At 55.1% G+C, this 20,213-nt stretch carries 9 protein-coding genes; all 9 read left to right on the top strand.

The window, feature by feature from the left end; translation table 11 throughout:
- Positions 1 to 12: 12 nt before the first annotated feature.
- From brxC to brxL, 9 genes are read left to right on the top strand one after another with little or no spacing between them, the layout of a single operon-like run.
- On the top strand, positions 13 to 3,642 hold the full coding sequence (gene brxC, locus FBX97_RS19505) for a BREX system P-loop protein BrxC (RefSeq protein ID WP_141835430.1): 3,630 nt from the start codon (positions 13 to 15) through the stop codon (positions 3,640 to 3,642).
- Between the two features lie 17 nt (positions 3,643 to 3,659).
- Entirely contained in the window at positions 3,660 to 5,750 is a 2,091-nt protein-coding gene (locus FBX97_RS19500; protein ID WP_185748663.1) for an ATP-dependent RecD-like DNA helicase, read from the top strand.
- Positions 5,747 to 7,174: a hypothetical protein gene (locus FBX97_RS19495; RefSeq protein WP_141835426.1), complete on the top strand. Its 1,428-nt coding sequence runs from the start codon at positions 5,747 to 5,749 to the stop codon at positions 7,172 to 7,174. The genes FBX97_RS19500 and FBX97_RS19495 overlap by 4 nt, the downstream gene beginning before the upstream one ends.
- A gap of 2 nt (positions 7,175 to 7,176) precedes the next feature.
- Positions 7,177 to 9,882 carry an ATP-binding domain-containing protein gene (locus FBX97_RS19490; RefSeq protein WP_141835424.1) on the top strand — a complete coding sequence of 902 codons (2,706 nt, stop codon included), beginning with the start codon at positions 7,177 to 7,179 and terminating at the stop codon, positions 9,880 to 9,882.
- Positions 9,883 to 9,892: 10 nt separating this feature from the next.
- Entirely contained in the window at positions 9,893 to 11,785 is a 1,893-nt protein-coding gene (locus FBX97_RS19485) for an SAM-dependent methyltransferase (RefSeq protein ID WP_141835421.1), read from the top strand.
- Positions 11,782 to 13,683: a type II restriction endonuclease subunit M gene (locus tag FBX97_RS19480; RefSeq protein ID WP_141835418.1), complete on the top strand. Its 1,902-nt coding sequence runs from the start codon at positions 11,782 to 11,784 to the stop codon at positions 13,681 to 13,683. Before FBX97_RS19485 ends, FBX97_RS19480 begins: the two co-directional genes overlap by 4 nt.
- Positions 13,680 to 15,542: a DUF262 domain-containing protein gene (locus FBX97_RS19475; RefSeq protein ID WP_141835415.1), complete on the top strand. Its 1,863-nt coding sequence runs from the start codon at positions 13,680 to 13,682 to the stop codon at positions 15,540 to 15,542. The genes FBX97_RS19480 and FBX97_RS19475 overlap by 4 nt, the downstream gene beginning before the upstream one ends.
- Entirely contained in the window at positions 15,539 to 18,067 is a 2,529-nt protein-coding gene (locus tag FBX97_RS19470; RefSeq protein WP_141835411.1) for a PglZ domain-containing protein, read from the top strand. Before FBX97_RS19475 ends, FBX97_RS19470 begins: the two co-directional genes overlap by 4 nt.
- Positions 18,068 to 18,072: 5 nt before the next feature.
- Positions 18,073 to 20,154: a BREX system Lon protease-like protein BrxL gene (brxL, locus tag FBX97_RS19465; protein WP_141835406.1), complete on the top strand. Its 2,082-nt coding sequence runs from the start codon at positions 18,073 to 18,075 to the stop codon at positions 20,152 to 20,154.
- The last annotated feature ends 59 nt before the right edge of the window (positions 20,155 to 20,213 follow it).

Below are 20,213 nucleotides of genomic sequence, written 5' to 3'. Positions count from 1 at the left end.
CTGGGACAAATTATGACCATTCGCTCGCTTTTCGATCCAAGCAAGGACATCCACCGGACCATCGAGAAGGTCATCACTTACGGCGCTTCGCAGGAAGGCCGCCTGAAGGCTGAGATCTCGGAATACGTGGTCACCGAGAGCATTGAAGAGCAGTTCCGCAGGCTCCTCGATAACATGCAACTGGCGATGGAGGCCGGCGGGGAGAACGAGATCGGTGTGTGGGTCTCGGGCTTCTACGGCTCCGGTAAGAGTTCGTTTACTAAGTACCTTGGGTTGGCATTTGATGATCAACGCATTATCGACGGCACGCCGTTCATCAAGTACCTGCAGGATCGTCTGCACAGGCCACAGACTAGAGCTCTTCTGAGCACAGTGACGCAGCGCTTCCCGGCTGCTGTGGTCATGCTGGATCTCGCCAGTGAAATGCTTGCTGGCGCCACGATGGAGGACGTTTCCACTGTCCTCTATTTCAAAGTGCTCCAGTGGGCCGGTTATTCGCGCAACCTCAAGGTTGCTGCTTTTGAACGTATGGTTGAGAAAGATGGCCGCACGCCGGAGCTGCATGAGCGCATTGCCAAGGCGTTGCCGGGTGCAACCTGGGTGCGCGTGCAAAACAATCCGTTAGCCATCGATGGGTTGATCCCGAAGATCGCCCACGAAATGTACCCCGCGCTCTTCCCGGAGACTAAGTCCTTTTCGTCCAGCACTGAGGGATTCTTCCAGTTCGAAGACCAGCGCGTCCAAGAGATGATTGACATTGTCCGCGAGAAAAGCGGTAAGCAGAACATCGTCTTCATCGTGGACGAGGTGGGACAGTACGTTGCTTCGCGCGACAACCTGATCCTTAACCTTGATGGTCTCGCCAAAAACCTCAAGCGGTTGGGGGATGGTAAGGTCTGGATCATCTCCACCGCGCAGCAAACACTTACCGAAGACGATCCGCGCGCAGCGCTGAATTCGGACAAGCTCTACAAGCTCAAGGATCGATTCCCGATCCAGATTGACCTCGAATCAAGCGACATCAAGGAAATTTGCTACCGTCGTTTGCTCGGCAAATCGCCGGGAGGCGAGGCCGAGCTCGGTAAACTGTTCGATTCCCACGGCCAGGCATTGCGGCATAACACCAAGCTGCAAAACGCCAAGTATTACGACGCTGACTTCAGCAAAGAGAGTTTCACCAACCTCTATCCATTCCTGCCGGCTCACTTCGACATCCTGCTTCACCTGCTGGGCGCTCTGGCCAAATCCACCGGCGGCATCGGGCTTCGCTCTGCCATCAAAGTGATCCAAGACGTTCTGAAAGGTGAAGGGGGCTCCAAAGCCATGGCCGATCAGCCAGTCGGCTGGCTTGCCACCACTGTCACGCTTTACGACGAACTGGAGAAAGATATCCGCCGTGCCTTCACGTCCATTCATCAGGCAGTTGGCAAGGTCCAGATTCGCTTCCCGGACTCGCAGCTTCATAAGGACATCGCCAAATCTGTGGCCGTTCTGCAGATCCTGGGTAACCTCCCGGTTTCGGTCCAGAACGTTGCGAGCCTGATGCACCCATCTGTCACTGCCCCATCGCAGCTCGACACCGTGAAGAAGGCTGTGGAAGAAATGCTGGGCGATGTGTATGTGCCGCTCGGAGAGAAGGATGGTAACCTCGTCTTTCTTAGCGAGAAGCTGCGGGATATCGAGCAGGAGCGTGGTGCCCTTGCATTGCGCACGGTGGATGTAAAGCGCATCTTCAACGATGCGCTGCGTGAGTCCTTCGATCCGCTGCCTCGCGTGAGCCTCCACGGCACGATGGCTGTCGCAACGGGCCTGAAGGTGCAGACTGGTAGCGCCATCGCCAGCCTCGCCGGTGATCAGAGCACTATCCAAACCGTCGTTGAACTGGTGTCCGCCAGCGATTACGAGACCGCCAAGAACCGGACGTTGGATGATTCCCGCAGTCGAGCGGGACGGAATGTTATTGGATTGTTGGCACGGTCCAACTCTGACCTCGACGATTTTGCAAACGAGATCTATCGCTGTGAACGCATCGCTGAACTGCATCGAAACGATACTGACCAAGAGGTCAAGGACTACTGCACCATCCAGCTTGAGCGTGCCACCAAGCTCGCCACCCAACTACAGAGCAAGATCAAGCAAACCCTGCAGACCGGTTCATTTGTCTTCCGTGGCCAAGCTACTGCGGTATCTGCTCTGGATGCCGACCTGCTGGAAGCAGCCAAAAAGCTGCTTTCCGATGTGGCTGACCAAGTGTTCGACCGCTATGCCGAAGCTCCCGTGCGGGTGGCAACAGATACTGCCGAGAAGTTTTTGAAGGTGGCCAATCCTGCAGCCATCGGAAGTAGCCTGGACCCACTCGGTCTGGTGCAAACCGTGGCGGGTCGTGCATCCTTCAAGACCGATCATAAGGCGATGATCAGCATTCGTGACTACATCGACAAACGCGGTACGGTTGACGGGAAGCGTCTGCTTGACGATTTCAGCAGTGACCCGTTCGGCTGGTCGCCCGACACTACGCGTTACATTGTCGCCGCCATGCTTATAGCCGGTGAGATCAAGCTCAAGGTGTCGGGGCGCGAGGTCACTGCCGCTGGCCTGCAGGCGATCGATGCGCTGAAGACCAACAACTCATTCAAGCAGACTGGCGTCGCTTTGCGAGATGAACGTCCGTCCATCGAGATGCTCGGACGGGCGGCAGAGAGACTCTCTGAACTGGTCGGCGACATGGTCATTCCGCTAGAGCAAGAGATTAGTAAAGCAGCAGCGAAGTACTTTCCCCGCTTCCAGCACGACTACGGGTCTTTAGCTGAAAAACTCAATGGTCTCGGGCTCGCGGGCGGCGACCTGGTCCGAACCTTGAATCAGGACATTGCCGACGTCTTGTTCACTGATGCCTCCGATGCCCCTCAACGTCTGGGCGCCGAGACCTCTGCCCTTTACGACAATCTCAAGTGGGCGCTTGAGGCAAAGCGCGTGCTCGACAACGGTCTTGACGCGACCCTGCGAGAGCTACAAGCCCATCGCCGCGATATCGAGGCTTTGCCCAATACTGGCGTACCGGGTGAGCTACGCAAGGAGGTCGCTGAAGACTTGGATAGCCTGGCGCAGCGCTTGTCCAAAGAGGACTTCTACAAACATACTGCCGACTTCAATTCGCAGCTCACCCACCTAAAGGGACGCGTGCGCGATGCTGTTATCAGCTTGGCTGAGCAGCAGAAGCTGCGCTTGAAGGAAGGTGTTGAGGACCTGCAGCGCATCCCCGAGTGGGAAGAGCTCACGCAGGAAGAGCGCGGCAACGCCGTCAGTAGCTTGGACAGTCTCTCTCTGGCTGCCACTCAGGACTTGGTCGGCCTCAAAAAATTGTTGGCCCGCGACTACGACATCAATAGCACCCTGGAAGAGCTGAAACGCTCGATACAGCGTCAAGGTCAGGAACGTCTGCGTCAGCGTATCGAAGAGGCGCGCAATATGGTCGGCGAACAAGGTCCAGCTAAGTTCACGAAGTCGATCACGGTACCGGTAAAGTTGACATCGGCTGCGGAGATCGACGCCTTAATCCAGCAGCTCAATGAGATCAAGGCGCAGCTTAGTCTGTATGCGGAAAACGAAATCACGATTGTCCTGAACGACGGTGCGCGGTGACTGCGGGGGATATTCGATTGACTCCAGAGCAGTCCACCGCGCTGGATGCCATTACGAATTTTTTGCGTGACGACGCGCAGGATGCCTTCGTGCTGCGCGGTAGTGCCGGCACAGGGAAAACTACGCTCGTCGCCAAACTGGTCACTACGTTGGAAGAGATGAATCTTTCGTGTGCCCTGTTGGCGCCAACGGGGCGAGCCGCCCGGATTCTTGGGAATAAGATTCATCAGATCACCGGTACGAATCAATATGAAAGCTCGACTATCCATCGAGCGATCTATACGTTGACTCAGGTCGAGGTGAACGAAGAAGCGGAAACTGCCAATGATCCCGGAGTGCGGATGATCTTCCCGCTGAAGGAGGAGGAAGCTTCAGTGTCGCTCTTTGTCATCGATGAGTCGTCAATGGTCGGCGACAAGGAGAGCCAGGGTGACTTCATACAATTCGGCTCTGGGCGACTGCTGAAGGACATCGTGACCTTCGCACGGATGAGACGGCCGGGCCGTACGTCGGACCATCTCACGAAGCTGCTCTTTGTTGGCGACCCGGCTCAGCTTCCCCCAGTCGGCGAGAACTCATCACCAGCCTTATCCAGTGACTATCTTAGGGAGGAATATAAGCTTCGGGTTGGCTCGTTCGACCTGAAAACAGTGATGCGTCAGGCACAGGGCAGCGCCATTCTAGATCGCGCATCGGAGCTGCGCGATGCATTGCTTGCTAATCGGTTCAATACCTTCTCCCTACGGCCTAATACGCAAGATATCGAGCAGATCGATGCAAGCAACGCAACTAACTTGATCGTTCAAGGATTGCAGAGCAGGGACTCGAATGTTGTGGTCGTGCATTCCAACGCAACGGCGCTCGATTACAACCGCAGCATCCGTGAGCGCTTGTGGGGTGATGCAAACCGGCCTATACAGGTAGGTGACACGTTGCTGGTCAACAGAAACTCGACCATGCATTTGTTGAGTAATGGTGATCTGGTCAAGGCCGTTCAGGTCGACCCGGAAGCAAGTAGAGTTCCGGTGAGCCTTAAGGGCGGACACCAAGTCGAACTCTGTTTCCGTGGTGTCGTTGTGGCCTACCGTGCCGGTGATGGAACTGCCATCCAGACCTCCTGCCTTATGTTGGAAAATCTGCTCGATTCTCCACATCGTGAGCTCTCTCCGCTAGAGCAGCGGGCATTGTTAGTCGACTTCCGCAGGCGTCATCCCAACTTGCACCCCAAGTCGAGTGAGTTCCGAAAGGCTATTCGGCAGGATCCCTACTTTAACGCCCTTCAAGTCAAGTATGGCTACGCGATGACTTGTCATAAGGCGCAGGGCGGCGAATGGAACACGGCAATTGTTGATTTCGCAGGCCAGGTGGGTGTTCGCAACGCATCGTTTTTCCGCTGGGCCTACACGGCAATTACCCGTGCAGCAAAGAAGCTCATAGTGGTTAATCCGCCCGATTTCACCGCGTTCAACGGGATAGATTGGACGCAGTCGACAGTGGCCGTCGCCACCGCAAATCAGCCGCGCCAGGAGGACTTGAGTGCAGATCCAGACTGGCACCGCTTGTCGTTTTCGGCCGCAACCGCACAGCTGATACTAACGCATCGTCAGCTGCGCTCGGCGTGGCAGGTTCAAGGAATTGCCATCGAGCAGCTCCAGCATTTGCAATATTGTGAACGTTATACTTTGGTACGGGGCGGCAGACACGCCACTGTGCAGTATTACTATGACAAGAAATATCGCATAGGCCGCGCAGACACCGCTCCTGGTGCGCTATCTGATAGCCAGTTAGCTAATGACGCGCTGACTTCTCTTCATGCGCTTTCAAATCAGCAATATTCGGGGCAGCCTGAGCAGTTTATTCAGGAGTTTCTTGAACGTTTGGATGTGGCCTTGAGCAGCTCGGCCATACGGCGTGCTGGGCATAAATCCATGCCTTATCGCTTACGGGTAAGTTTTGCCGATGCTTACCGCAGGGGCGATATCGATTTCACCTACGACGGCTCTTCTACCTGGACGGCTGCTCAGGAAGTTGGTGGCCCTGGCAATAGCCACGGTTTATACGATGAAGTGCAGCGCCTGATGCTTGCCCATCAGGAGAAGCAGCAATGAGCACAAGTGAAATATTTGCTCTGCGCAAGCAGAGGCGCGCTGCCGATGCCCTAAAAATGGCGCGCGCCGAGTACCCACAGAACAGCGATGACGTCTGGTTTCTGCGCGCCTATGCCTGGGCATTGTATGACCACGCAAAAATCCTCATCGACCGTTACGAGGCAAAGCAACTTTCACACACTGCATTATCGGGCCAGCTATCGCCCTACATGCGTGAGTTTGCGCGGGTGGGTAACTTACTGCGAGGCGATAGCACTTTCTCGCAAATGCTTCGTCTTGCATGCGTAGCATCCAAGGATTGGCGCGAATTTCTTGGCTTTGCACGATGGGCTGGTGTCGACGACTTTTCCGACGACGATAAAAAGCCGTTCGTCAATGATCAGGGAAAATCCATCGACAGTCTAAAGAAGCGCTTCATACGTGCCATCTGCCGGGAAGCCGCGGCAGGTGCAAATGAGGCTCAGGCGAACCCGGGTTGGGTAGAGTGGGGTAAAGGCATTCTTGCCCAGGCACTGCAGACCGAGCCTAACGATCAATGGCTCAACTACTATCAAAGCAAATTGCATCTCGCCTATGGCGAAGCAGAACAGGCGACCAAGCGCTTGGTACCAGTGCTGCATCGACAATCCAAAGCTGCTTGGCCTTGGGCGCTACTGGGAGAAATCCTAGAGGCGTCACGACCTGAAGATGCACTGACGTGCTACGCGTATGCAACACAACTCGCGCGTGAAGAACAAGAAGTAGCAAAGGTCCGTATTCACTTGGCGCAACGACTTTCCCTCGCTGAGCGTTACAACGAAGCCGCACAACAAACTCAGCAGGCAGCTTACTTTCGAGAACAGCATGGCTACAGAATCCCTCAGGAATTGGCACAGCTGCTCAGTAGTGGCTGGTACCAGCAGGCGGTAACCAACAACAGCATGCAGCGCTTGCCCGATGTGGCGGACGACGCAAGGGCCATGCTAAGAAAATTGGATCGCCAAAGCCTTACTTATGTTCAGGGTGTCATCGACCACATCAATGCTGAAAAAGCGCTTAGTTACGTTGTAACCGCACACGATACCGGTTTCGGGCTTTCCCATCGCAAATTCCCTAAGGTGGCGTCCCTAACGCCGGGCACGATTGTAGAAGTTGGATGCACCGAGCAGCAGGGACTGCCCGCAGACTGGCGGCTGACGGAAATAAAGTCACTGCCAGGCTTGTGTGAAACACTGCTTGGCAGTTTGCGGCGATCCGAGGGGAAAGACTTCGCTTTCATCCGGGCCGTTCCAGAAGACGTTTTTGTGCCTACGGAGTTAGCTAAGACATTCGCTCCGGGGCAGCAATACGACGTGACTTGCTTAGCCATTAAACGAACCAACAAGCAGGGCAAAACTGGGTGGCGCGCGGTAAAAATTATCGAAAAAGAGCAAAAAGGGGGATGACAATGGAATTGACCGCCGAGTCTAACCAACACTTGAGACTGGTCGCAGATGAAGCATTAGCTCAACTCAACAGCATTGCTTCTGCGGCCAAGAGTGAACTTCGCGATGGGCGCGCTCTCGGCGCTGATTCGTTGGCGAGCATTAACACGATGGCGTCCAGAGCCGCGATTCATAAACTGGATCAAATTAATCTGGAAAACCGCGAAAGCTACCAAATACTGGCAGGCGAGCCGGCGATTGCTCGTGTTGTCGTATTGGACGAGGAAGGTGAAAATCGCACCTATTACATCTGCCGTACCACGCCGGTCTCGGGTTTCCCAAATCTCGCCAGCTATCGCGCACCAGTCGGCCGCTTGGCCTCCTTAGCAATCGGGGCCGAATTTACATTGCCTAACGGCTCAGTTGTCGAGGTTTTGGAGCGCACCCAACTTAGGCCTGCCGCACTCGTCAACGGTTGGGATTCCATCGGTACGGTGGTTGAGGCTGAGCATTTCGGCCCACTAACCATCGAGTCGCTGCGTGAGCTGTTGACGAAGGTCGCCGTCGACGAACTCACTGAAGACATCCTTGGCCAGTTGCTGGCCGAGGAGACTGTTAAATCCAATATCATTGACGGCGTGCGCCGTAGCGTCATCACTAAGATGGGACTGCGGGATCAGCCCGTTCTAGATCAGTACCAGGACGAGATTTTCCGCCTTCCTCTCGACAAACGTCTGTTGATCCTTGGCCCTCCGGGTACGGGCAAGACCACGACCTTGATTCGCCGCTTAGGCCAAAAGCTCGACAGCGCTTTTCTAGATGAAGACGAACAGCGCGTGGTTGAGATGTTGGGCACGGCGCAAGGCGTCACACACGCGAACAGCTGGCTGATGTTCACGCCTACTGAGTTGCTCAAGCAATATCTCAAGGAGGCTTTTGCCCGCGAAGGCGTTCCTGCCTCCGATCAGCGAATTAAAACTTGGCATGAATACCGGCGAGAGTTGGCCAGGAAGGCATTCGGTGTGCTGAGAACAACCACGGGCGGCGGTACCTTTGTTCTAAAGGACAATCTGCCAAGCTTGCGTGCAGAGGCGCAAGATCGTCCCATTCATTGGTTTGATGACTTCAACATGTGGCAGCGCGGTTTCTATGCGAAAGAACTGCATGAAGCCGCCACTATGCTCCGCGAGGCCACGGCGCCGGCAGTACAAAGTCTGGGGGAACGATTCCAAAGCATCGTGGGGCAAACGGCAGACGGCTCGTTGGCTTCTACGTTCGCATCACTGGCAGCAGAGCTTCCTAAGGTGCAAGCACTCGCCGCCAGTTTGAAGGAAGCATCCGACAACAAAATCAAGGCCTCGCTAAACCTGCAACTCAATCGCAACCGATCATTCGTCGATGAGTTGGCACATTTCATCGATGGCTTGCAACATGCACAAGCACCGGACACCGACGAGCAAGACGACCTCGATGTGGATGAAGACGACGACTCCGCAGCACCGCGCACTGGTCGCGCCGCAGCAGCCAACGCTTACATGCAAGCTATGCGCGCGCAAGCTCGAGCAGTTGTATCCAAGCGGGCAGTCAGTAAGTCGTCCCGTAATGGCAAGATCATCGAGTGGCTTCGCGATCGTGGCCTAACAGAGATGGACTACGCAGAAGTAGGTCCTAGCCTGCTGGTGCAGGCAAACCTCCGCCGCTTTGCGAACCCTGTCAAACGATACCTTGATGGTGTTCCCAAGCGCTACCGGGCATTCCGACGCGAACGCCAACAAACTGGAGCTTGGTACCAAAGCGATGGCTTCGAGGCCCGGGATATTCATCCCCTCGAGCTCGACATTGTGCTGCTCGCAATTTTGCGCGCGGCGGGCGATCTAATCAGTCGTGCCAATGTTCTGCGTGACATCGATAACCCCGCTTGGTCCTCGCTTCAGCCGTTCCTTGGCCACTACCGAAATCAGATTCTAGTGGATGAAGCGACGGACTTTTCCCCCGTTCAACTTGCCTGTATGGCCGCGCTATCCCATCCACGGTTGCGCTCGTTCTTTGCCTGTGGCGATTTCAACCAGCGCCTCACGACCTGGGGCACGCGCTCGGCTACCGATTTGAAATGGGTTTTTGCGGACTTCGATATCAAGGAGATCACGGTCTCTTATCGACAGAGCAAGCAACTGAACGATTTGGCTCGCGCCATGATTCAAGTGGTGGGCGGCACTGAGCAGAATATCAGCCTACCTGCCCACGTGGACAGTGCCGGCGTAGCGCCAGCACTGAAGGAACATGCCGCAAGCACTGATGTCGTGGTTGGTTGGTTGGCAGATCGCATTCGAGAAATCGAGCGTTTTGTCGGTCAGTTGCCGTCTACCGCTATCTTCGTGCACAGCGAAGACGATGTCGCGCCCCTAGCTGATGCACTGAATGCAGCACTGGTCGAGCACAACATCCAGGTCGTTGCTTGTCGCGAGGGACAGGTCGTTGGCCAGGAGAGCAATGTGCGCGTGTTTGATATTCAACACATCAAGGGGCTGGAGTTCGAAGCGGTTTTCTTCATCGGTATTGACCAACTCGCGGCAAAGCACCCGGCGCTGTTCGACAAATATTTGTACGTCGGCACTACCAGGGCGGCGACCTACCTTGGCGTGGCCTGTGAGGGCACCTTACCGACAGTGATCGAGAGCTTGCGCACTCACTTTGGCCAGGACTGGCAAGCGCCGGTCACAGAACAATAGGAATTGACTAATGGCTTTCGACCAACCTACAAGAAACCGCCTGCAACGCTTTGTCAATGACGCCCGCCGTGTGCTGGAAGAGGAATTTACCCGGCAGCTCCAGAACGACTGCGGCATGGACCCGAATTCGGGCAATGTCGCTGAACTCACCAGTCTACGCCATATCAATGATGCTCAGCACGAGACTGCCCGCATCCTGCGCGCCACCTTGGCGCACTATACAGCCAGTGGCGACCTAAATGCTGCACAGGGTCTCGATCGCATTGTGCGCGAGCAAGCGTTTACCGTGCTCAATCGCTTGGCCGCGCTCCGCATGGCGGAGGCGCGTGGCCTGTTAGTTGAATCGGTGGGAAATGGATTCCAGGCCAAGGGATTTCAACTCTACGCGCGCCTGGTCGGCACTGCCTTAGGCGAAACGGGGGATGCCTACCGAGTGTACCTGTTCAGCGTGTTCGATGAACTTGCGCAAGACCTGCCGGGCCTTTTTGACCGCTACTCGCCGCAAGGACGGCTCTTTCCGCGTGAGGTCGCCCTGTTGCAGGTGCTGAACCTGATCAACGACGCCGACATCGCCCTACTATGGAGCGAGGACGAAACCATTGGCTGGATCTACCAGTATTTCAATTCGAAAGAGGAACGAAAGGCTATGCGGGATGCCTCGCAAGCGCCGCGTAACAGCCGCGAGCTAGCGGTGCGCAACCAGTTCTTTACTCCGCGCTACGTGGTCGAGTTCCTGGTTGACAACACCTTAGGGCGTCTATGGTTTGACGCGTGTGGCGGCGAGACTCATCTGCGGGAGCGCTGCCAGTATCTGCTGGTCAAGCCCGATGAAACGCCTCAGGCAGCTACCAGGCTGCGCGATCCGCGCACGCTCAAACTTCTAGACCCGGCCTGCGGATCCATGCACTTCGGCCTTTATGCATTTGATTTGTTCGTCGAAATCTACCGCGAGGCCTGGGCCTGGGAGGACCAACATGGGCCTGGCTCGTTGGATGTCTCCACCCATCCTCAGGCGGTGCTCAAGCCGCTGCGTCAGACCTACGGAAGTGAGGCAGAATTCCTGCGCGACCTGCCACGCCTGATCATCGAGCACAACATCTACGGTGTTGACATCGACCCGCGTGCCGCTCAGATCGCCGCGTTGGCGCTATGGCTGCGGGCACAACGTGCTTGGCACGACGCTGGCGTCAGAGCTAAAGACCGTCCGCTGCTCGGAAGGGGGCATGTGGTTGCGGCCATTGCGCCACCGGCAGAGCGCGAATTACGCCAACAGTTCGCGGCGAACCTGGACCGGAGCGATGCGGAGCTGTTTGAGAAGACTCTGCAATTGCTCAAGGGGCTGCCGGAACTGGGCGTGCTGCTTCAGGTTGAACAGGACCTGCCGCACTTGATTCGCCAGGTCTATGTGGGCAAGGGGACTGACTTATTTGCGCAACAGGAGCGAGACAACTGGCAGCAGGCCGAGGCGCGCCTGCGCGAAGCTCTTACCGACTTTGCCCAGGCTGCGAAATCCACCTATCAGGGGCGGTTGTTTGCTCAGGATGCGTTGCAGGGCCTCCGACTCATTGATTTGTGTCGTGAGGTGTTCGACGTCGTGGTGATGAATCCGCCTTTCGGGGCACTTGCAGCAGGCACGAAAGCACAACTCACCAAGGCTTTCCCGCGTAGCAAAAATGATTTACTTGCCATTTTTGTTGAGCGGGGCTTGGGTCTGCTTCGCGGGGGAGGAAGGCTTGGTGCAATTACATCGCGTGCCTGCTTCTATTTGTCCGATTATCGTAAGTGGAGGGAAGAGGTTGTGCTTGGTCTCTCTGAGCCAAAAGCTGTCGCGGATCTCGGCTTAGGAGTAATGGATGACGCAATGGTTGAAGCTGCAGCATACGTGTTGGAGAAACGAGCATGACTGATTTTTTGCGGTTGTTGACGGAAGCGGATAAAGCTGGGGCACTTGCAACAGCCTGCTCGCGCCTGCGTAAGGGCGACCCAGACCCTCGACATTTTGATATTCCAGCAGAATCGTTTGACGCTGTTCCCGGTAAACCATTTGCATATTGGGTCAGTGACGCCGTTCGTAATGTATTTGTAACACTTCGTCCATTAGAGGACATTGAACGAACCGCACGGCAAGGTTTGACAACGGCTGAGGACTTTCGATTTGTTCGCGCCTGGTGGGAGTCAAAAAGCTCTCACTGGGTCGCTTTCGCCAAAGGCGGAGCTTTCTCTCGCTTTTATGCCGATGTCTATTTGCTCACTAATTGGGGGGCTAATGGGGCGGAAATAAAAGCGGGCATCTGTCAGCGCTACCCATACCTTAATGGAAACGCCGAGTTTGTTGCGAAGAATCCCCAGTACTACATGCGCCCAGGCCTCACTTGGCCGCGCCGTACCCAAGGAGGGTTGAGCATGCGTGCAATGCCAGCCAGATGTATTTTCGCCGATAAAGGGCCGGCTGCATTCCTAGACAGAAATGACCCTGAAGAATTGCTGGCATTGTTAGCGGTATTAAACAGCAGTTCATTCGCATTACTGGTGTCTCTCCAGGTTGCCTTTGGTTCTTATGAAGTCGGAGTCATGCAGAGAACCCCTATTCCGGCTTTGAGTAGCGCTACACGTTACACATTAGCCTCGCTTGCAAGACGTGCTTGGTCTCTAAAAAGAACACTCGACACTGTTGAAGAGACATCCCACGCCTTCTTGCTGCCGATTGTTCTGCGCTCGCGTACAGATACTTATGATCGCCGGGCAATTGAGACTGAACTTCTCCAGATACAACGCGAAATTAATGACATTGCCTTTGATCTCTACGACTTTACTGAAGCGGACCGTCATGCAGCATTGGGGCAAAGTGCTGGAGAACAAGCACCTGCAGACGACGCAGAGGATGATGAAACTGAGATCGTCGAAGCTGAAGCACCTCCGGCGGATGCACTGCTTTCTTGGGCTGGGGGCGTGGTTTTTGGTCGCTTCGATTGGCGTCTGGCTACTGGAGAACGCAAGGCTCCACCGGAGCCAGACCCCTTCTCTGCTCTGCCGGCAAAGAGTCCTGGAATGTTGCCGGATGAATCCAGCCCATTTCTTGCACATTCTGGCATCCTGGTGGATGATCAGGGACACCCTTGCGACCTCGTGCGTTTGATTGAGGAAGTTCTTGCCCGGGTAGATGTCACTGTTCCCGACGACGTCCGTCGCTGGCTGCAGCGGGACTTCTTTGCTTTTCATCTACAGCGCTATTCTAAGAGCCGCCGTAAGGCGCCCATTTACTGGCCGCTGAGCACGACGTCCGGGAACTACACGCTGTGGATCTACTACCCCAGCCTTACGAGCCAGACGCTGTACACCGCCATCAACGACTTCGTCGAGCCCAAGCTTAAGCAGGTCAGCGGCGATGTAGCGACGCTGCGCAATAAGGGATCGGGGCGCGCCCGAGATGACGAGAAGCAGTTCGAAACTCTGCAAGCTTTCGAGTTGGAGTTGATCGAACTGCGCGACACCCTGCTCAGGCTCGCGCCTACCTACAAGCCCAATCACGACGATGGCGTGCAGATTAGTGCAGCACCGTTGTGGCCGCTGTTTCGCCACAAGCCATGGCAGAAGGTACTCAAGGATACATGGGCCAAGCTGGAAAAAGGCGACTACCACTGGGCGCACCTAGCCATGAACTACTGGCCGGAAAGCGTGCGGGAGAAGTGTAAGACTGACAGGTCACTGGCTATCGCACATGGTCTGGAGGAGTTGTACATCGAGCCGGAGGTTCAACCCAAGAAGGCGCGCGGTAAGAAGAAAGCGGGGGGCGGTGAATGAGCATCATGCAGCAGTCGAGCAAGGCGCAGGACAGAACCCTGGGCGTCTGGTTCCAACATATCCAACAGGGCATGGTTAAGCTCCCGCGTTTTCAGCGCTTCGAGGCGTGGGATCGGGGACGAATTAGTAGCTTCCTGAACACTATTATCAATAACCTCCCGGTAGGCGTAACGTTGGCGCTGGAGGTGGCTGGACAGGAGAAATTCGAGTCCCGCTATATCTCCACTGCTGAACCCGTGTTCGCAGGCACAGTGACACAACATTTGCTCGATGGTCAGCAACGATTGACAGCGTTTTGGCGCTCGATGCAAAACAACTACGAATGGGAAACATTCTTTGTCTATTTGCCGCAATTTGATCGGAGCGAGAGCAAGTCTGGTGCCGAAGTGGAAATCCGTTGCATCCCCCGCTGGGTTAACAACCACGAGCTACGTATGCCCCGCTGGGCTGAAGAACCGGCGAAGTGCCTCGAGCGGGGATTGATCCCGGTATCGCTATTGAAACCCGGCGATCTTTCGGCGCAGATCGATTTTTGGTTGAGTGACGCAACCAAGTCGCTGGAGCCCACTGATCATGATCCGCAAGCGCTCGCCAAATACAGGGCATACATGGAGATGCGTGCCACGATAAAGGCTGAGATCACGGTGCTACGCGAACGCGTAACCCATTTCAACCTACCATACTTATCGCTCCCGGCTAATACCAGCAAGGATGTAGCTTTGCAGGTCTTCATCAACATGAACACCAACAGCAAGCCATTGTCACTCTATGACATCATCGTGGCGGAAGTAGAAAGCGTGGCTGAGAAGTCCCTTCACGCGCTCGAAGCCAGTCTAACCGATAAATGCCCGAAAGCTGGGCGCTACGGCGATGTATCTGACCTCATCCTGTCCACGTCGGCACTGCTGCAGGAAAAGCTGCCCAATACGAGGGGCATGATCGAGATGGATAAAAAACAGCTTCTGGTCAATTGGCCAAAGCTCGAGCGTGGCGTTGAACGTATGGCGTCGCTTTTAGAGAGCCAGGGTGTATTTGATCAAGCTCGACTACCGACTAATGCCGTACTCGCTGTGATAGCTGCAGCGTACGAGCTGATCCCGGAAGACGGCGACTTTCTAGCCAAAGCAGAAAAGCTGCTTCGTCGCTACCTGTGGTCCGCATTCTTCACCGACCGGTACGAAAATACAGCGGCATCAAGGGCATTTTCTGACTTTAAAGCACTCAAGGCGCTGTTGAGGAACCCAGTGTTTACCGATGCGGATCTGCCCACGGTGCCTGTGCTTAATCGTTTGGAATACCCGCTGGCGGATGTCGATTCGTTGATGGCAGCTGGATGGCCAAAGGGGGCTGGGATTGAGGCACGTGCAATTTTGGCGGTGACCACGTACTTTGGTGCAATCGACTTTGCAGACCACAAGTCGGCAACCTACGACAGTATTCAGAACCGTGAGTACCACCATGTGTTTCCAGACGCCCTGCTTGCAGAGGCTGAAATACCTAGCTACTTGGCACTGAACTGTGCCTTGATCACATGGAAGACCAATCGAATGCTGGGGCGAAAAGATCCGCTAGAGTATCTGCAGGAACGTATCGACTGGGCCGATGAGAGTGTCGTGCGGGAGAGATTGAAGTCTCATCTTATTTCGTTCGATCTACTTTCGAAAGCACACTATGCAGGCGTGGAAGGTGCAGCGTTCAAGCAGAAGCTGGCGACTAATTTCAACGAATTCTTGCGGGATCGAGCTAACTTGGTAGTTAGGGCGATGACATCGCTTACTGATGGAAATAACCCGACACTCGAAACGTTGTGGCAAACGCACCAGATCAAAAGCACAGCAAATGCGGAGGCAGTAGTATGAGCATTGCAGAATTCATCCGAGAGAGTGTATTGCGGCCGCGTCTGAAGCAAGCCGGCTGCTTAGTGGTGTACGACGCCGATAGGCGCTACCGTGAGCAATGCTTCGACTTGGCGGCAGACAAGGTGTGCGTCATCGACGCGTCGGAAAGCAGCATAGAAAGTCGCGAGGCAGCCCTGCTGGCACTCCGCGAGGTCGGGCAGCCTAAGGCTCTCCTCGAAGGAGTGTTGGTCTATGTACCGACCCAGCGGCCTGAAACCGATGAGCAGAAGCAGGCTGACCCGTTTGCCCTGTACGGGGAATGTGGCGCGGTGTTCCCACAAGACGATGGCGACGAATACCTGAGCCTTTGCTTGCGCGCCAGGCCGGATCACGCTACCGAGATTCGGCAAGTGTTCGCCGGATCTCCCTCTGGGCCAACCTTCGCAGTAATTGACGCTATCGGTGGAGGCGTGAACTGGCCCCAGTTGCGAGCAACCCTGCATGTGGAATCGGGACGCGAAATTCTCGCCGCGCTTCTAGCACCGACTCCTAACCAAACCGAAGCTCTCAACAGACAAGAAGGCTGGGCCCAAGAGGCGCGTGACTTCCTGCGCGCCACTTTAGGCCTTAGCGTCAAAACGCGCAGTACTGCTTGGTCTGCGCTGGCAGATGAGCTATGGCGTTATGTGCTGTTTAGTGAGTTCGTCTTTGACTTACCGGTGGCGCTGCCAGACACCCTGAAGGGTGTGCCGCACGCACCGATGGAAGCCAGACCTATCGTTGAGGATGTGTGTGACCGTCTGCGCAGCGATCCCAAGGCACTTGCTGCTTATATTGAGCGGGCTGAAGCTATTGAAGCGAATCTCAATTTGACCGACCTGTGCGGCGCAATTGACGATCTCGGCGAACGCGATACGTTCCCCTTTGAGGAGCGGACTTTTCTGCGCACGGCGATCAAGGCCATCGTTACCGGCGAAACGGATGCCGCACGTCAGGTGCTGACCCGGCATAGGAGCTCCGTGTGGCTGGGTAAGGGCGAAAGTCAGGCTCAGTGGGAGTTGGTGCGGTCAAGTCTGAGTCTGGTTGAAGCCTGCGAGGATTTTGAGCGGCAGTTGCCAGACCACGCTCGCTCGCAAGCAGATTTAATTGACTTCTACCTGAGCAGCCTGCGTGAAGCAGACCGCTTGCAGCGTGAGTTCGAGCAGGCTGCAGGTGACTTCTTGGACCAGCACGGTTTAATGCACGATGTGATCAGCCAAGCGCGCGCACGTTATCGACGCTTGGTTGAAAAGGTCCAGAGCGTGTTTATGAAACACGTCGAGTCCGGGGGATGGCCGCCGGCCGGGCGGTTTGCGAATGCCGACGCTTTTGATCGCCTTGTGACTGATCGCCTTAAAGAAAATGGCCGTAAGGTGGCTTACCTCATGGTGGACGCCCTGCGGTATGAGTTGGGCGTGGCTCTTGAAAAATTGCTGGCGGAAGACGGGCCAGTCGAGCTACAAGCAGCGTATGCGCAGCTGCCCACCATCACTCTGGTGGGTATGGCCAGCTTGCTACCTGGCGCGCGCACAGGGTTGACCCTGTCGCTGGAGAACGATTCACTTGTACCGAAGCTCGACGGGGCGACTGTCAGCAACGTCGTGCAGCGTATGAGCGTCCTGACCAAACGTTATGGAGACCGCTTTACGGAAATGCCGCTCAACGATTTCGTACGCGGAAAACCAAAAATTGCGGAGACCGTCGACCTGCTGGTGCTGCGCTCCACAGAGATCGATAGCCAGCTTGAGAGCAATCCCGAAACGACCCTGGGGCTGATCCCTGGCACGCTGAAGCTGATCCGAGTCGCCCTACACAAGCTGCGTGGTATGGGCTTCAAGGAGGCAGTTATCGTGACCGACCACGGCTTCTTCCTCAATGCTCAAGCCGAGGCCGGAGATGTGTGTGTTAAGCCGCAGGGCAAATGGCCTGTGACGGCACATGATCGCATGATGTTGGGTGATGGCACAGCAGACAGCCATAACTTGGTCATTAGTGCAGAGAAGGTTGGTATCCACGGCAATTTCAACCAAGTGGCCTTACCACGCAGCATGGCACCCTATCGCTCGGGGCATCTGTACTTCCACGGCGGAGCCTCCTTGGCCGAGGCAGTCGTCCCTGTGCTGGTTGCACGCTTGGATACCGCCACCAATGCGGAAATACGCAAGGTGGTGGTGGAGTTGAGCTATAAAAATGGCGCCAAACGAATAACTACACGATTGCCAGTCATCGAAGTGACACTAGTTGCCGACGATATGTTTTCCCAAGGCACAAGCGTGGAGATTCTGCTCGAAGCGCAGGATAGCAAAGGTAATGTGGTGGGTGAGCCGCGCCCAAGTGGGGACGTAAATCCAGCGACGCGGACCGTGACCCTGATGCCTGGTCAGCGCAAGCAGATTGCCCTAAGGATGGATGATGAGTTCCGGGGTAAGTTCTCGATCAAGGCGCTTAACCCAACAACCTTGGCTGCCTACAACAATTTGGCGCTTGAAACCGATTATACGGAATAAACTATATGGATGAACTCGACCAAAAGCTAAACGCTGCTTTCGACGGCAAGGTTCTCCGTAAGGACTTGCTGCATCGGATCAAGAAAGGTACCAACGTTCCAACGTTCGTCTTAGAGTTTTTACTCGCCAAGTATTGCGCTAGCAACGATCAGGCAGAGATGGACGCCGGCATGGAGGCCGTACTTTCGTCGCTGCAGGAAAACTATGTTAGGCCAGACGAGGCTAATGCAGCTCAATCTAAAGTGGCCACCAAGGGCAAGCATCGCTTTATCGACAAGGTCCATGTCCGGTATGTCGAGAAAGAGAAGCGCCACTGGGCATCATTGGAGAACTTCAACTCACAACGCATCGCGATTGGGGAAAAGTTCTATCGCGATAACGACAGGCTGCTCGAAGGTGGCATCTGGGCAGAAGTTACATTAGCTCATAACGACATCGACGAAGACGATTACGCTTTTTCTATCGAGGACCTACGCCCAATTCAATTAACACGTTTCGACTTTGGTCGCTATACAGAAGGCCGGTCATCTTTCACCCGTGATGAGTGGCTTGCGGCGGTTCTACGTTCAGTGGGTCTGGAGCCCAGCAAGCTCTCAAAGCGCGTCCAAATGCATTTCATCGCCAGGTTGGCCGCTCTGGTCGAGCCTAATTACAACTACATCGAGTTGGGGCCGCGCGGCACTGGTAAGTCTTACTTCTTCAGTGAGTTTTCTCCCTACGCTACTTTGATTTCGGGCGGTCAAGCGACCAAGGCCACGCTGTTCTACAACAATGCGCGGCGCAAGGTGGGGTTGGTCGGCTTTTGGGACACGGTCGCCTTTGACGAAGTTGGCGGCATTAAGGTGCGCGATCCAGACACCATCCAGATTATGAAAGACTTCATGGCTAACGGACGTTTTTCGCGTGGAGCCGAAGTCATTGCTGATGCAAGTTTGAGCTTCGTTGGGAATATTGATGTCTCGGTGCAGCAGGTTGTGAACTCTAACGAGCATGACCTTTTCCAACCGCTTCCGCCTGAGCTGGACTTGGCAGTCATGGACCGCTTTGCAGCGTATATTCCAGGCTGGGAAATGCCGAAGAATAGTAGCGAGTTCCTGACCAATAACTACGGATTTATCACCGATTACTTGGCAGAGGCCTTCCACTATCAGTTCAAGCACACGAATCGCTATGAGGAGGTTAATAAGCGCATTCGACTTGGACAGAATATCGAAGGGCGTGACGAAAAGGGCATTAAAAAGACTGTCTGCGCCTTCTTGAAGATACTTCATCCACATGGGCCGCCCTCGGACGAGGAATTCGAGGAATACGTTGCCTACGCAACGGAGTGTCGTCGTCGGGTCAAGGAGCAGATGAACAAGCGCAAGCCGGATGACGAATTTGCGAAGATTAATCTTTCCTACTTCAAAGCCAGCGGTGAAGAGGTGGTGGTTTTTTGCCCCGAGTCTAAGGACGCGTCTGCGACGCAAGAGCCGGCTCGTCGTCGCCTGAATAGGGCGGATGGCCAACTCAGTGGTGCAGCCGAAACGCTGCTGGAGTCGCCTGCAGCGAAACCTACAAGCGCGCAGCCACCTGTTGCTACGCCTGCTGCAGAGGTTGCGTTGTCATCGTTAGAGCTCAAGGAGCAGCACTTCACTATCCTCTATGGCGATACCGGATACAGCTATGAGTCCATCCTCGGCCCCTACTTGCGCGGGGCGAAGTCAGTTGTGATCGAAGACCCGTACATCCGGTTACAACATCAAATTCAGAACTTCGTTCGCTTCTGCGAAACGATTTTGAAGGCAGGATCGGTAAAGAAAATCAGTCTGATCACTGGATACGACGACAAGACCCAGTTGGTTGACATTGCCGAAAAGCTCGACGAGCTCAAGCAGAGTCTCTTGGAGTTGGATGTCGAGCTAGACGTGAAGCTAAACCCAAACATTCATGACCGTGAAATCCGGCTCGACAATGGGTGGGTCATCAAGATTGGTCGCGGTCTGGATTTCTATCAGAAGCCTAGTGGTTGGTTTGAAGTGGGGGCAAACGATCTTTCCCTTCGTAAGTGTCTCGAAACGAAAGTTGACATCTTCCGTGCCGAATAGCTTGCTCGACTATATTCCTGACACACTATGTCAGCGAGCTAGATTGCTTTTTGCTGGGG

Origin of the sequence: Herbaspirillum sp. SJZ107, assembly GCF_006715485.1 — a bacterium.
Taxonomy (GTDB): Bacteria; Pseudomonadota; Gammaproteobacteria; order Burkholderiales; family Burkholderiaceae_D; genus Telluria.
Note: the sequence above shows the minus strand (reverse complement) of the source record. Positions and strands in the feature narration are given on the sequence as shown.

Excerpts from the sequence above, each read along its gene's own strand:
- FBX97_RS19495 (WP_141835426.1), top strand. The coding sequence starts at position 5,747 with ATGAGCACAAGTGAAATATTTGCTCTGCGCAAGCAGAGGCGCGCTGCC.
- brxL (WP_141835406.1), top strand. The coding sequence starts at position 18,073 with ATGGATGAACTCGACCAAAAGCTAAACGCTGCTTTCGACGGCAAGGTT.
- FBX97_RS19475 (WP_141835415.1), top strand. The coding sequence starts at position 13,680 with ATGAGCATCATGCAGCAGTCGAGCAAGGCGCAGGACAGAACCCTGGGC.
- FBX97_RS19480 (WP_141835418.1), top strand. The coding sequence starts at position 11,782 with ATGACTGATTTTTTGCGGTTGTTGACGGAAGCGGATAAAGCTGGGGCA.
- FBX97_RS19470 (WP_141835411.1), top strand. The coding sequence starts at position 15,539 with ATGAGCATTGCAGAATTCATCCGAGAGAGTGTATTGCGGCCGCGTCTG.
- FBX97_RS19490 (WP_141835424.1), top strand. The coding sequence starts at position 7,177 with ATGGAATTGACCGCCGAGTCTAACCAACACTTGAGACTGGTCGCAGAT.
- FBX97_RS19485 (WP_141835421.1), top strand. The coding sequence starts at position 9,893 with ATGGCTTTCGACCAACCTACAAGAAACCGCCTGCAACGCTTTGTCAAT.
- brxC (WP_141835430.1), top strand. The coding sequence starts at position 13 with ATGACCATTCGCTCGCTTTTCGATCCAAGCAAGGACATCCACCGGACC.